14 protein-coding genes and 1 pseudogene are annotated in these 13,360 nt (G+C 31.3%); 10 read left to right on the forward strand and 5 right to left on the reverse strand.

Annotated elements, in window-relative coordinates; genetic code table 11:
• Positions 1 to 728 (reverse strand): annotated as a pseudogene (locus tag ACKI32_RS00005) (methyl-coenzyme M reductase subunit beta); the annotation flags it as partial.
• Between the two features lie 486 nt (positions 729 to 1,214).
• Here ACKI32_RS00005 and mmp10 point away from each other — a divergent pair.
• Positions 1,215 to 2,462 (forward strand): methyl coenzyme M reductase-arginine methyltransferase Mmp10, encoded by a 1,248-nt coding sequence (mmp10, locus tag ACKI32_RS00010; RefSeq protein WP_407412630.1) that lies wholly within the window; start codon positions 1,215 to 1,217, stop codon positions 2,460 to 2,462.
• 11 nt (positions 2,463 to 2,473) lie between these two features.
• Here the strand turns inward: mmp10 and ACKI32_RS00015 are convergent, their stop codons facing one another.
• Together ACKI32_RS00015 and ACKI32_RS00020 are read right to left on the reverse strand one after the other, a co-directional pair.
• Complete coding sequence (locus ACKI32_RS00015; RefSeq protein WP_407412631.1) at positions 2,474 to 3,397, reverse strand: methanogenesis marker 7 protein; 924 nt, start codon at positions 3,395 to 3,397, stop codon at positions 2,474 to 2,476.
• A 58-nt stretch (positions 3,398 to 3,455) separates the two neighbouring features.
• On the reverse strand, positions 3,456 to 3,971 hold the full coding sequence (locus tag ACKI32_RS00020) for a hypothetical protein (protein WP_407412632.1): 516 nt from the start codon (positions 3,969 to 3,971) through the stop codon (positions 3,456 to 3,458).
• Between the two features lie 38 nt (positions 3,972 to 4,009).
• Between ACKI32_RS00020 and comB the strand changes: the two genes are divergently transcribed.
• The 5 genes from comB (at position 4,010) to ACKI32_RS00045 (ending at position 8,493) form a co-directional block, all read left to right on the forward strand.
• A complete protein-coding gene (gene comB, locus ACKI32_RS00025; RefSeq protein ID WP_407412633.1) occupies positions 4,010 to 4,699 on the forward strand; it encodes a 2-phosphosulfolactate phosphatase in 690 nt (229 codons plus the stop codon).
• 61 nt (positions 4,700 to 4,760) lie between these two features.
• Positions 4,761 to 5,933: a TraB/GumN family protein gene (locus ACKI32_RS00030; RefSeq protein ID WP_407412634.1), complete on the forward strand. Its 1,173-nt coding sequence runs from the start codon at positions 4,761 to 4,763 to the stop codon at positions 5,931 to 5,933.
• A 66-nt stretch (positions 5,934 to 5,999) separates the two neighbouring features.
• Entirely contained in the window at positions 6,000 to 6,212 is a 213-nt protein-coding gene (locus tag ACKI32_RS00035) for a DUF1922 domain-containing protein (RefSeq protein ID WP_407412635.1), read from the forward strand.
• Between the two features lie 20 nt (positions 6,213 to 6,232).
• On the forward strand, positions 6,233 to 7,546 hold the full coding sequence (locus ACKI32_RS00040) for a hemolysin family protein (RefSeq protein WP_407412636.1): 1,314 nt from the start codon (positions 6,233 to 6,235) through the stop codon (positions 7,544 to 7,546).
• 2 nt (positions 7,547 to 7,548) lie between these two features.
• The gene (locus tag ACKI32_RS00045; protein ID WP_407412637.1) at positions 7,549 to 8,493 is read left to right on the forward strand and encodes a calcium/sodium antiporter; all 945 of its coding nucleotides are present in this window, start codon (positions 7,549 to 7,551) and stop codon (positions 8,491 to 8,493) included.
• Here ACKI32_RS00045 and ACKI32_RS00050 read toward each other — a convergent pair.
• Positions 8,443 to 9,327 (reverse strand): TIGR00269 family protein, encoded by an 885-nt coding sequence (locus tag ACKI32_RS00050; RefSeq protein WP_407412638.1) that lies wholly within the window; start codon positions 9,325 to 9,327, stop codon positions 8,443 to 8,445. The two genes, ACKI32_RS00045 and ACKI32_RS00050, sit on opposite strands and share 51 nt — an antisense overlap.
• Before the next feature lie 50 nt (positions 9,328 to 9,377).
• On the opposite strand from ACKI32_RS00050, the gene ACKI32_RS00055 reads away from it, so the two are divergent.
• Positions 9,378 to 9,683 (forward strand): MTH1187 family thiamine-binding protein, encoded by a 306-nt coding sequence (locus ACKI32_RS00055; RefSeq protein ID WP_407412639.1) that lies wholly within the window; start codon positions 9,378 to 9,380, stop codon positions 9,681 to 9,683.
• Positions 9,684 to 9,697: 14 nt separating this feature from the next.
• Here the strand turns inward: ACKI32_RS00055 and ACKI32_RS00060 are convergent, their stop codons facing one another.
• Positions 9,698 to 10,804, reverse strand: coding sequence for a DegT/DnrJ/EryC1/StrS family aminotransferase (locus ACKI32_RS00060; RefSeq protein ID WP_407412640.1), 1,107 nt, complete (start codon positions 10,802 to 10,804; stop codon positions 9,698 to 9,700).
• Between the two features lie 107 nt (positions 10,805 to 10,911).
• Here ACKI32_RS00060 and ACKI32_RS00065 point away from each other — a divergent pair, with 107 nt between their 5' ends.
• The 3 genes from ACKI32_RS00065 to ACKI32_RS00075 all read left to right on the forward strand — a co-directional run.
• Positions 10,912 to 12,072 carry a tRNA (guanine(10)-N(2))-dimethyltransferase gene (locus ACKI32_RS00065; RefSeq protein ID WP_407412641.1) on the forward strand — a complete coding sequence of 387 codons (1,161 nt, stop codon included), beginning with the start codon at positions 10,912 to 10,914 and terminating at the stop codon, positions 12,070 to 12,072.
• Positions 12,073 to 12,345: 273 nt separating this feature from the next.
• On the forward strand, positions 12,346 to 12,822 hold the full coding sequence (locus ACKI32_RS00070; RefSeq protein ID WP_067044706.1) for an Lrp/AsnC family transcriptional regulator: 477 nt from the start codon (positions 12,346 to 12,348) through the stop codon (positions 12,820 to 12,822).
• 227 nt (positions 12,823 to 13,049) lie between these two features.
• Positions 13,050 to 13,360 (forward strand): GTP cyclohydrolase, FolE2/MptA family (locus ACKI32_RS00075; protein WP_407412642.1); only part of this gene is annotated, 311 nt, incomplete at its 3' end.

The following is a 13,360-nucleotide window of genomic DNA, read 5'->3' on the forward strand; positions in this document are numbered from 1 at the left end:
TAAGCTAAACCTAATAAGTGTAATCTTTCGAATGCACCTAAAGCATCAGCCATTTCAAACATAGCAGTTTGTTCGAAAATAGCAGCTAATGCGGTAGCTTGGAAAGTGTTTTTCAATGTAGCAGCAGCGAAGTCGTTTGCTTTTACATTTCTTAAACCATAACCTGCACCTTCGAGTTTTTGTGGAATGTCTAACATGGTTGCAATGTTAGAACCTTTGTAGTCTACAGATTGTGGGTATCTACCTAATACTGCAGCTTTTACGAAGTTTGCATCGTAAATGTCAACATCACAAATGTCAATAACAGATTGTACTAAAGCTGAAGCGGTTGATAATGGAGCTGCAGAGTATTCTGCACCAACATCGATTCTTCTGGTTGGTACTTGTACTAATAACCTTTTTCCTCCGGAAATAGGTTCTACAACAGTATCATCGCCGTCAGCAACTTGAATAATACCTTTCATTTTGTCTGCGATTGCTTCTGCGTTGTCAACAATAGCGAGATCTAATTCTCTTCCTAAAATTCTAGATTTGTCTCCACCAACAGATGCTGTTTTTACAGATTTTTCAAGTCCTTCTAAGTTTACTGCAACGGTTCTTTTAACACCTTTAACAATTTTTTGGATTGCAGGGTTTCTGAGTGGACTGATAGCTTCGATTGGTACGCCAGATGCAATTTCATTGCCTCTATCATCGAATAAATCGATTTTATCATCAAACTTTGCCATTTTTTCCCTCCTAAATAAATAGAGTTTAACTAATATACCACTTCAATGGTAAATTTTTCTTACCAAATTGAGTAAAGCTACAAAGCAAGTTTTTTGCAATAGCCAGCCATATGGTATACAAATTTTATTTTATTAAAGATATAATATAAAGATTACCTATGGAAACTTTTAGAAAAGTTTATAAAGTATAATAAAACAAAAATTTCTTAAGAAAAATACCAGTAAAAGTAATACTTTTTATCTTTGTTTAAAATGCATATTTAATAAAATTTCAAGTTAAAATCTATTAAAAATTATTTAAAAAAAATTAAAACTATTTTTATGATAAACAAAATTAAATTAATGATATATTGACTAAACAAACCACATTTAAAAATTATTACTTTTGAAGTTCTAAGTAATAAATATTACAAAAAGTAATACAAAAAGTAAGTCAAAAAAATATGCTCTACTTATAAATAAAATGAAATAAAAAATATTGAACATATGCAAGTTGTAGCAGATGTTGGAGGAATACCTGGAAAAGATTGTAATGGTTTTTGTAAATACTGTTACTTTAGAAAGGTAAAAGAAATTAAAAGTTTTGGCTGTGCTCACTGCTTACCTAACAAAATTGGATGTGAAAGATGTAGCAAAGGTGTAAGTGAAACTCAAGGCGCATTTAAACCACCATTTCAAGTAATGAATGAAGTCCAAAGTGCTTTAATGATGAGCATGGGGCGAGGAGACATTATTGCAGACATTAGTGGTGGTGGAGATATAAGTTGTTATCCGCACCTTGAAAGCCTAACCGCCAATTTAAACCAATACTCCATTAAATCACGTTTAAGTTACACTTGTGGAAAAGGAATAACTGATAGTTCAATAGCTTCAAGACTAATCAACAATAATGTTGAAGAAGTTTCATTTACTATTTTTTCATCAGACCCAAAACTTAGAAAAGAATGGGTTAAAGATCCAAGTCCTGAAGAAGCTCTAAAAGCATGCCAAATATTTTGTGAAAATATTAAATTAACTGGAGCTGCAGTTATAATACCAGGCGTTAATGATGGAGATGTACTGCGCCAAACCTGTAATTCTCTAGAAGAATGGGGTGCAAAAGGTATGCTTTTGATGAGGTTTGCAAATACATTTAATGAAGGATTGATATTGGGAAATGAACCAATCCTCAAAAATCACGAATCCCAACCAGTTGAAGAGTTTGCAGAACTTGTAAAACAAATTAACAAAGAATACAGTTTTAGAGTTAGTGGAACCCCATTGTGCGATCCTGAAACAGGAGGACCATTTGCAATTGCAAAAGATGAAAATGAAGTATTTTTACAGTTTATTAAACCAGTCACCGGTGAAGCGACAATTATTACTTCTAAAATTGCAGAACCTTTCATTTCTAAAATATTTAATAAATTAGAAGTTGATAGCGTTAATGTTGTAGCCTGTGAAAAAGAAATAGCATGTTTAATTACAAAAGAAGATTTGGAAAATCTTGATTTAAGTGAAATAAAATCTGCAGTAATCATCCCTGGAAGGTCATTTGTTCACCAGATTGATGCTGAGAGAATTTTAAGTGCTGATGGTGTTGACAGACTTGTTGGCCGTGGACCAGACACCTTATCTGTAGATGGAGAGTTAAGTATTGATTTAACAGATGAAAATGTTATAGAAAGAGAACTGGAACAGTTTAATGACCTTGTGGATGCAATTAATTTCTTCGGAATGAGAATAATAAACTAAAAAAAAAAGAATTAGTTTGAATCCTCTACAAGAGAACTCTCACTATTAATTTTAACCAAAATATAATCATACATGAATGATTTTTTAATCTCAGCAATTTCAGATAATTTTTTACCCTCAATTTCTACATTAGCAATTGTGTCGGCATATTTATCATAATCTAATTTTACGCGAACACCATCTAATTGAGTGGTAAGTGGAGCTGGAGAAATTACATCTTTGATTTCACGAACTTGATTTTCAATTGCATTTTTTACAACAATAGATGGCACTAATGGAGGATCAAGAGTCATTTCATGTTTTTTATCATTTAAAATTTGCTCAATAGTTTCAACTAACTTATCTAAAGCACGTATATCTGGACCTCTTCTAAGTCTTCTTGGGATTCTGCCTAATCCACCGACATATGCATCTGCACCTGGAAGGTCTTCCACATCAATTTCGGGGGCTCCAGTTACAATAACTGGAATATCAATAGTATCATATAAGAAAGCTTTTTCTTTGATACAGTTTTCAAAACTACCTAATGCAAAAACAGCCAAATCATGCTCTTCGATTAAGCTTTTTTCTTCTTCGGTAATTCCTGAAGTACCTTTTCCATCCCCCCTAGCAAGACCAATCATGTTGTCCTTTGCACCATATTCCCGTAAATACTCTGAGATATCACATGCAGCATGAGGCAAATGGTGTCTTGCAAGAGTTGGTGAAACAATAGCTATTTCAGAACCAGCCATAGGAGCTATTGATAGCTTAGCCAATAGTTCTTTGGATTTTGCTTCAATTTTATCAATGTCTTCAATAGGAACAGCCACATTCAATACTAATTCCATTTGCTGAATACTTTCTTGAAGAATAAATCCTCCTAAATCTTCAATTAACTCTTTTATTTCTTCACTTTTGTGAACTCCACCATTAAATGTTAATGTTTCATACATATTAACAACTCTTAAAAATGCAATTATTAGTATATTTTATTTATAATTTACATATTAATTAAAGTTTTTCTAAAATGGCATATCTAACTTCAATTCTTTCAAAGGGATTTTTGGAAATACCTCCATGTGATGGGATTTCAACTAAATTTTCATTTTTTGTGACTTGATCTCTTAAATAATCCGGATAAATCACATAATCAAAGTCATTAGACACAATATTGAATCCCATATCCAAAACCATATCTTTTAAAAATTCAGAGTAAACTTTAACGTTTATATCTCTTTTAAAAGTGGAATTTAGATATTTTTTACAAAGTTCATATTCCTCAAAAAAAGACAATATTTCCTCATCAGACAATTCATTTGAAGTTATTCTTGAAACTTCTTTAATGCTGTCAAAAATCTGTGAAGGAGTATTGAGTTTAATAGGTAGACAGTCCATTTTAACTTTACTTTCAGAAAGCAAAATTGCCAAATCCCCCTCTTCTTCATCAGGATGTTTATTTACAACATAATCAGAAACGCCTGCCAATTTTACAATTTCTTCACACATAGGTGTTGTGATAATTCTCATGATTAACTTATATATTATCCTAGAATATAAATTAACTTATGAAAGTGACTTTGAGTTTTGAGAAAAGTGTAAGCAATGACATTTCAATAATGGTTGATGCCTTAAGAGCCAGCACTACAATTATACTTGCTTTAAATAGCTTTGATAGAATTATACCATGTTTTACTGCCGAAGAAGCTTTTAAACTAAAAGATGAAGTCGGAGGCGTTCTTGCAGGGGAGCGAAATGGAAAACAAATGGAAGGTTTTGATGTCGGAAATTCACCAACTGCCCTAAAAGACTATGAAAGCGATGAAGACACTCTTATATTAACAACCACTAATGGAACTCGAATACTTGAAAATATGGCTCCAACTGCTCTTGTTGGAAGTTTGGTAAATGCAAAAGCTATCGGATGTAAAGGCAGCCAAATTGCTAGCGAACATATAGATGTTGTTATGGCTGGAGTAAAGGGGCAATTTGCAATTGAAGACTTTTTAGGATCTGGAGAAATATTATATTGGATTTGTGAAAACTTAGAGGATTATGAATTAAGTGAATATGCTAAAGCAGCAATTTTAGCAAGTAGAGATTTTAACCTATTAAAAGAAGCTTTTATAAAATCCAGAACATCAAAACGATTAATTGAGCTTGGACATGAAGATGATGTTGAGCTATGTTGCATGAAAAATATCAGTGAAAATGTTGCCATATATAAAAACAACGAACTAAAACTAATTAAAGATTAAATTTATATATTAAAATTTCAAAATATTAGATAATATTAATTTACAAAGAAGTGTTTTTTTAATGAGAAGAGAATGTTTAACTATAATAGGTACAGCTCATGTATCTGAAGAAAGTGTCAATGAAGTTAAAGATGCAATTTACGAACAACACCCTGACGTAGTTGCTATTGAACTTGACAAAGGAAGATACATAAAATTAAAAAAACAGATGATGGGTATTGAAGAAGATGAAACAATATCCGTTACAAAAATAATTAAAGAAAATAAAGTATCACTATTTATTACAACAACATTATTAAGTTATTTCCAATCAAAAATCGGTGCAGATGTTGATGTGAAACCCGGTGCTGAAATGGTTGGTGCTATTGAAGCAAGCCAAGATTTAGAAATACCAATCGCTTTAATCGATAGGGAAATTGGAACAACATTACAAAGAGCATTGAATAAAATGGGTTTTATTGAAAAATCAAAATTCCTATTCGGACTTGTTGCATCAGTTTTTGGATTTGGAGATGATGAAGAAGAAATTGACATAGAAGATTTAAAAAATCCGGAAAACATTGACGAATTAATGGAAATGTTTAAAGATGAAGCCCCAAGTGTTCATGAAGTCCTAGTGCATGAAAGAGACGCGTATCTTGCAGGAAAAATTATGCAAATACCTCAAGACCATGTTATTGCAGTGGTTGGGGCAGGGCACAAACCCGGTATTGAAAAATACTTGGACAATCCAGAAACAATACCTAATTTAAGAGATTTAGAAGTGATTGATGACAAGAAGGGCATTCCTTGGGCGAAAATAATTTTGGCATTAATTCCTATTTTATTTGTTGTGATATTTTTTCTGGCATATTTTAATGGGATAAACATCTCTTGGAACATATATGATTTCATTGTAATTAGTATGATTATGGGATTTATTGGATCTATCCTTTCAGGTTCAAAAATCCAATCAGCAATTGTTGGAGGATTAGTTGCACCATTAACAATTATTCACCCATTGCTTGCTGCGGGATGGTTTTCAGGTCTAACTGAAGCTAAATTTAGAAAAGTTAGACAAAGCGATGTTAAAAATTTGGCTGAAATCGAAAGTTTTAGAGATTTATGGAATAATAATATATTTAGAATATTATTAGTAGTAATTGGGACTAATTTAGGAGTCAGTATTGCTACACTAGTAATTTTGCCGTCAAAAGTTTTCATTCCATTAATTATGAAAGTTTTCGGTTTGTGAAGTGAAAATTTTAAATAATATATTGATAATAATATTATTACTATAATTTTTAATGGAAAATCTATCATGTATTTTATAATTCGTTGCGACTGTGGACGTGCACTATATGCAAAAGAAGGAGTTGCTACACGCAAATGCGTTTGTGGAAAAACCCTAAAAGTTAAAGAAAGGAGAATCTTTAAAAAAGTAGCTACAAGAGAAGATGCATCACTTGCCGTTCAGGAAATGCAAGATAAAATATATGGAAACACTGACTTTAAACGGGCCAGTGAACTATAAGTTTTAATGGTTTGTTAAAAATGATTGGGACGATATTTGAAATAATTATAATATTAATTTTAATAATACTTACAGGATACTTATCAATGGCAGAACTCGCCGTTGTATCTGTTAGAAAAGCAAAAATGCAAAAATACTTAGAAGAAGGAAACAAAAACGCACAAATTGTTTTTGATTTACTAGAAGATCCAAATGAATTTTTATCTACAGTTCAAATTGGAATTTCACTTATTGGCGTTTTAACTGGGGCTTTTGGTGGAGTAACATTGGCTGAACCCCTTTCAAAATATATTTCTTTTATACCTTATAGTCAACCGATTAGTGTAGCTATTGTTGTTATTGTAACTACTTATCTAACATTAGTTATTGGAGAAATTGTTCCTAAAGTAATTGCACTGAATAATCCTGAAGAAATTTCTCTTAAAGTTGCAAAAAGTATGCTTATCCTATCCAAAATTTCAAAACCAGTTAGTTTCATACTCGCAAAATCCAGCAGCTTTCTTTTATGGTTAATGAGAATAGAAAATAAAAGTGACGATGCAGTTACAGAAGAAGAAATTGAATTGATGATTAAAGAAGGAAGAGAAGACGGAACAATTGAAAAAGAAGAGGAAGACATTATCAAAAGAGTTTTCAAACTTGATGATCAGAAAGTTGAAACCATAATGACTCCTAGAAATGAAATCATTTGGATTGATTTGGAAGATGAAAAGGACATTAATAAAGTTAAAATCATTGAAAGTAAAAGATCAATTTTTCCAATTGCCTATGGCGAGTTAGATGATTTCATAGGTGTTGTTCAAGCAAAAGATATACTTTCAGCAATGTTTCGTGAAGATGAATTTGACATACATAAAATTGTAAAAGAACCCTTAGTGGTGTCTGAACATCTGGAAACATTAGAATTATTAAAAGAATTTAAAGAAAATCAAGAATATGTCCATATGTCTTTAGTTGTCGATGAATTCGGAAGTGTTGAAGGATTAATCACATTAAATGATTTGCTTGAAGGAATTGTTGGAGACATTCCTGGTATCGATGAAGAAGACGAGCCCCAAGCTATCCAAAGACTTGACGGCACTTGGTTAATTGATGGTAGATATCCTATCGACAAATTCAAAAAATTATTTGACTTTAAAGAAGCATTACCTGACGAAGAAGAAGATAATTATACAACATTAGCAGGATTTATTTTAAGTATAAGCGGTACAATACCTGATGAAGAAGACAAATATGAATGTGGAAGATTTATCTTCGAAATTATCGACATTGACGGACACCAGATTGATAAAGTCCTTGTGACTGATTTGGGACCCGAAGAAAGTGAGGAATGAATATGGATGCTACAATAATAATACAAATTGTTTTATTGCTAATAGGTTTTTTCTTTTTAATTAAAGGTTCTGATTTATTTGTTGATGGGGCAAGCAGCATTGCTTCATTACTAAAAATACCGACAATAATAGTTGGTCTGACTATTGTAGCTCTTGGAACAAGTGCTCCTGAAGCAGCCGTTTCTATTACATCTTCAATAACTGGTAGCAATGCAATGGCAGTGAGTAATGTTATTGGAAGTAATATGTTCAATCTATTAATGGTTATCGGTTTATCCGCATTACTTAATGAACTATTGATGGAAAAAACCACTCTTGAGAAAGATTTACCATTCCTTGTCGGCATTACTATTTTATTCGCAGCATTCATAGTGATTGGCTGGGATATTTTAAATATTGAGGGAATAATTTTACTTGCAATAATGGTGGCTTACATTGGTTATCTCATTTATAGTACTAGAAAATCAAAGGATGCAAACATAGTTGAAAAACCTAAATTATCCACTCCAAAAAGTATCCTCTTTATAGTTATTGGTCTTGCGGGAATCATAATCGGTGGAGATTTAGTTGTTGACAGTGCTTCAGCTATAGCAATTGCATTTGGAATGAGTGAAACATTGGTAGGTTTGACTATTGTGGCAATTGGTACCTCTTTACCTGAACTTGTGACTTCATTGACTGCTTTAAAGAAAGGAGAAAATCAGCTGGTTATAGGTAATGTAATAGGGTCAAACATATTCAATATTTTATTTGTACTTGGAGCAAGTAGTGCAATAAGTGCAATACCTTTAAACTCAAGCATGCTTATTGATGTAGTGTTCATGGTCATAGTGACCATATTATGCTTTATATTTGGTAAAACACAAGATAAATTTGATAAAAAAGAGGGCGCAATATTAGTTGCTTGTTTTATAGCTTATATGGCCTTCGCTATTTTTAGAAATTAATTCTTTCAATTCACAGGCCTTACAAATATTTGATGAAGTAGGTTCACCACACACTTCACATTCATTGAGGCTTGTGGAAATATCATTTTCAAAAGTTAAAATCTTTTTAAAGGATTCCATCACATTATTTTTTATGCCAAGATATTTATCTTCATTAACATTTAAAAATTCTTTAATTTTAGCCCTTAAAGACAAATGAGAATAAGGGCATTCATCTAAATGGATATCAATGTTATTCAATACCGCCCACATGCCAACTTCTTTTTCGGGAGTATTCCATAATGGTTTAATTCTTGGAATTAATTTTGGATGAATTACATCAAGTTCTGGGCCGAATTTGGAAAATTTAATAGTATCCCCTCTTGCAAAACTCATTAAAAACGATTGAATTTCATCATCAAGATTGTGTCCTGTGGCAATTTTATTAGCCTCTAGTTCATAAGCAGTCTTATTTAAAATATTTCTTCTGAAAACACCACAAGGAATACATGCACTTTTAAAATCTTTATAGATATCATCTAAACAAAATCCTTCCTCCTGTTTAAATGACTTTTGAACCAATTCTACACCCAAATCATTAGCATTATTGATGGCTGAATCGATTCCGTGTCCTCTATACCCTTCAATTCCCTCATCTACACTAATTGCCACCAAATCAAAATCGAGATATTCCTGATAATTCTTTAAAGCATGCAGTGTCAGGACACTATCCTTACCGCCGGATAATGCAACAGCTATTAATTCCCCTTTCTTAATCAATTCATAATCAGAAATTAAAGTGTTAATTCTTCTAAAAATATGCTCATTAAATTCATCTTTGTTTAGTTTTACCATTAATAAATTAATTTATAAAAAGACAAATAAATAATTTTAGAGGTGAAAAAATGATAACATGTGATTTTGCAATTTTACCCGTGGGAACTGAAACAACCGAATGTAAAGATTATGTAACTGCTGCTGTCCAATCAATTAAAGATTCCGGACTTAACTACCAACTAACAGGAATGGGAACACAAATAGAAGCAGATAATTTAAAAGAACTTTATGAAGCAATAGCTACCGCACAAGAAGCTATTTTTAAACTAGGAATAGGTAGAGTTTATACCGTGATAAAAATAGATGATCGAAGAGATCTTGAAAATAGAACCTTAGATGCAAAAGTTGACACTGTTAATGAAATGTTAAAATGAAAAAAAGTTAGAAATTAATCTAACTTATCAGAAGCAGTTTTGACTGCTTCAATTACTAAATCCAAATCTTCTTTTGTCAAAGATGGATGCACTGGAAGGGAAATGACATTATCTGCTGCAAGTTCAGCATTTGGACAATTTCCTTCAATATCTAATGATTTATAAATTGGTTGATTGTATAATGGAATTGGATAGTGAATACCAGTTCCGACACCACATTCGTTAATTATGTCAACCCAATCATCACGATTTCCTTTTTCAACACGGATTGTGTATTGATGATATACATGTTTTGAGCCGTATGCACAATATGGAGTAATTACCCCATCCACATCTTTTAAACCTTCATTTAGATAAGCTGCATTTTCTATTCTTTTATCATTAAATTCATCTATTTTATCTAATTGTGCAAGACCTATTGCTGCGGAGATATCTGTCATTCTAAAGTTATATCCTATTGCATCATGGTGATATCTCACACTAGCTCCGTGTGCTCTGAATATTTTTGCGTTTTCAGCTAATTCCTCATCATCAGTAGTTATTATTCCACCTTCAGAAGTTGTCATGTTCTTTGTTGGGTAAAAACTAAAACAAGACATATCTCCCATACTACCAACTTTTTCCCCATTGCAAGTTGCACCGTGAGCTTGTGCTGCATCTTCAATGACAATCAAACCATGTTTTTCTGCAATTTCATTGATTCTATCCATGTTTGCAGATTGTCCATATAACTGAACAGGCAAAATAGCTTTTGTATTTTCTGTTATTAACTCTTCAATAGAGTCTGGATTAATTGTATAAGTTTTTAAATCAATGTCTGCAAAAACTGGTTTAGCTCCAGTATATAAAATTGAGTTTCCACTTGCAATAAATGTAAATGGAGTTGTAATAACTTCATCACCTTCACCTACGCCACATGAAAGCAATGCAACATGCAATGCTGCTGTTCCGGAGTTCACAGCAATACCATATTTTGCTCCAACCCAATCGGCGAATTTTTGTTCGAATTCTTCGACTTTAGGGCCTTGAGCAATCATTCCTGATTTTAGAACATCAACTACATTTTCAATTTCTTCTTCTCCAATTATTGGTTTTGCAATAGGAACTATAATTTCTGACACATTTATCACCAATTTTTTAAAATAAATTAAAATACCTATAATAATGTTTAAATCTAATAATATTTAAAACATTACTTATTAATTAAAAGATTTAAGAGTGAGAATTAATGGATGACTATAAAATTATAAGTATTGAAGAGGGATTGACAAAAATTGAATTTCCAGAATATGAAAAAGTTTCCTCTGATGCACCTGTCTTTTACAACCCACATATGGAATTAAATAGAGACTTATCAATACTTGCTATCCAAGTATTTCAAGAAGAACAATCAAGAGAAATAAACATTTGTGATTTATTTGGAGGCAGTGGAATTCGCGGTGTTCGCTATAAAAACGAGATTACTGGTGTTGGAACCGTTTGCATAAATGACATAAGTGAAACAGCAAATTATTATGAAAAACACAACATCGAATTAAATAATTTAAGCGATATCGAAGTATTTCAACATGACGCCAGCATGTTTTTGAGAATGAAAAGAGGAGAATTTGATGTCATTGACATTGATCCATTTGGAACCCCTTCCCCATTTTTAGACTCTGCAGGTTATTGTGCTCGAAGAAACTCCCTATTGTGTGTTACTGCAACTGACACCTCCGCATTATGTGGAACATATCCTGAGCCATGCATCCGCAAATACAATTCAAAACCTTATAAAAGCGAATATTGTCATGAAACAGGTATTCGAATATTGGCTGGTTTTGTCGCACTCACTTTATCAAAATATGGTAAATTTATTGAAGTCAAAATGTCTCACAGTACAGAACACTATATGAGATTATATATTGAAGTTAAAAAAGGTCCTAAAAAGACTGATGAATCATTGAAAAATATTGGTTACATCAGCCATTGTAAAAATTGTTTACATAGGCAAACAAGTCTCGGATTAGCTAGTCCAATTGAAGAAACCTGCCCAATTTGTGGTGAGAGACTGATACATGCCGGACCTTTATGGTTAGGAGATGTCCAAAATAAAGAATTTATTGAAAAGATGATTGAACAGACAGAACATAAAAAAATTAATACTGAAAAACAAGCTTTGAAACTATTGAATAGTTGTCTTTTAGAAGCAGAAGCCCCTGCAACATTTTTTGATGTTCATGCAATTTGTAAATCTTTAAAAATCAGTGCTCCAAAACTAGATTTGATTTTTAATGAAATCAAAAAAGAAGGATTCATTGCAATTAAAACACATTACAATCCATTAGGTATGAAAACTGATGCGAATATTAAAGATATTCAAAATATATTATTAAGATTAAATGAATAAAAATTATCATTATAAATTAAATCTTAATAAAATTTCCAACTTTTTTTCAATTTATTAAATATAATTGAGGTTATGTGTTATTACTCTAATTTTTAATTAAAAATTAGAAAAAATTAAGTATAAAAAATATTCCAATTAAATAAATTTAACAAAAATATGATTAAAAATTGAAAAAAATACAAAAACTTTTAAATAATATAAAAATTTAACTATATTGTATAGGATAACTCGGTTTATCCGAGTTTATTAAATTAATAAAGGGAGATACAAAATATGGTAAAAACAAAAGACAATGTTATAAAATTAGATGATACTGATATTAACATCCTTAAAATTATCAATGAAGATGTAAGAACTTCCTACAGACAAATTTCTCGCAGTTTAGATGTTTCTGTAGGTACAGTTCACAATCGTATCGACAAAATGGTAAAATCTGGCGTAATCAAAAAATTCTCACCTGTTATTGACCATGAAAAACTAGGCTTTGTTTTAACCACTATTATTGGAGTAAGAGTAAAAGGTGGAAAACTCAAAAATTGGGAAGAAAAAACTTTCTTTAATAAAAATGTTGTAGGAATTTATGATGTTACTGGAGAATACGATGCCTTTTTAATTGCTAAGTTCAGAAACACCAACGAATTAAATGCATTTATTAAAGAGTTATTAAAAGACCCAATTATAGAAAGAACCTATACTCAAACTGTTTTAGATGTAATTAAAGAAGATATGGGATCTTCAAATATCTTATAAATTTCTTATTAAAAAAGCAGTTTCTATATTTTTAAACTGCTTTAAATTTACTTTATTTTTAATTAATTTTTACAATGTTCAATGAATTACTCTTTTTCTTAAATAAATTGTAAAAAAGATATTCCAAACTAAGGTAATATTATACACCTCGCATATATTTTTTAAAGTATATAAATGAAAAGAAACTTAAATATAACTATTTAATCAAATAATTCGAGGTTATTAAATTGGCAATTTGCTTACCCGATACTCAAGACGATGCTCCGAGCATACCTATTAAATTAACTAGAGTGGGCGTAACCGGAGTTAAAAAATTATTACAACTAGAAAGAACTAATAAAAGACCTATAATTCTATTACCTACATTTGATGCATTTGTAGATTTACCAAATGATCAAAAAGGTGTTCATATGTCTAGGAACCCGGAAGCTATTAGCGAAGTTCTCGAAACCGTTGCTAAAGATTCTACTGTAGACATTGAATCATTATGTGCTAAGATTGTAGACAAAATGATGACCAAACATGAATATGCAGAACG

Source organism: Methanobrevibacter sp. (assembly GCF_045611865.1).
Lineage (GTDB): Archaea > Methanobacteriota > Methanobacteria > Methanobacteriales > Methanobacteriaceae > Methanocatella.

Excerpts from the sequence above, each read along its gene's own strand:
- mmp10 (WP_407412630.1), top strand. The coding sequence starts at position 1,215 with ATGCAAGTTGTAGCAGATGTTGGAGGAATACCTGGAAAAGATTGTAAT.
- ACKI32_RS00015 (WP_407412631.1), bottom strand. The coding sequence starts at position 3,397 with ATGTATGAAACATTAACATTTAATGGTGGAGTTCACAAAAGTGAAGAA.
- ACKI32_RS00020 (WP_407412632.1), bottom strand. The coding sequence starts at position 3,971 with ATGAGAATTATCACAACACCTATGTGTGAAGAAATTGTAAAATTGGCA.
- comB (WP_407412633.1), top strand. The coding sequence starts at position 4,010 with ATGAAAGTGACTTTGAGTTTTGAGAAAAGTGTAAGCAATGACATTTCA.
- ACKI32_RS00030 (WP_407412634.1), top strand. The coding sequence starts at position 4,761 with ATGAGAAGAGAATGTTTAACTATAATAGGTACAGCTCATGTATCTGAA.
- ACKI32_RS00035 (WP_407412635.1), top strand. The coding sequence starts at position 6,000 with ATGTATTTTATAATTCGTTGCGACTGTGGACGTGCACTATATGCAAAA.
- ACKI32_RS00040 (WP_407412636.1), top strand. The coding sequence starts at position 6,233 with ATGATTGGGACGATATTTGAAATAATTATAATATTAATTTTAATAATA.
- ACKI32_RS00045 (WP_407412637.1), top strand. The coding sequence starts at position 7,549 with ATGGATGCTACAATAATAATACAAATTGTTTTATTGCTAATAGGTTTT.
- ACKI32_RS00050 (WP_407412638.1), bottom strand. The coding sequence starts at position 9,327 with ATGGTAAAACTAAACAAAGATGAATTTAATGAGCATATTTTTAGAAGA.
- ACKI32_RS00055 (WP_407412639.1), top strand. The coding sequence starts at position 9,378 with ATGATAACATGTGATTTTGCAATTTTACCCGTGGGAACTGAAACAACC.
- ACKI32_RS00065 (WP_407412641.1), top strand. The coding sequence starts at position 10,912 with ATGGATGACTATAAAATTATAAGTATTGAAGAGGGATTGACAAAAATT.
- ACKI32_RS00070 (WP_067044706.1), top strand. The coding sequence starts at position 12,346 with ATGGTAAAAACAAAAGACAATGTTATAAAATTAGATGATACTGATATT.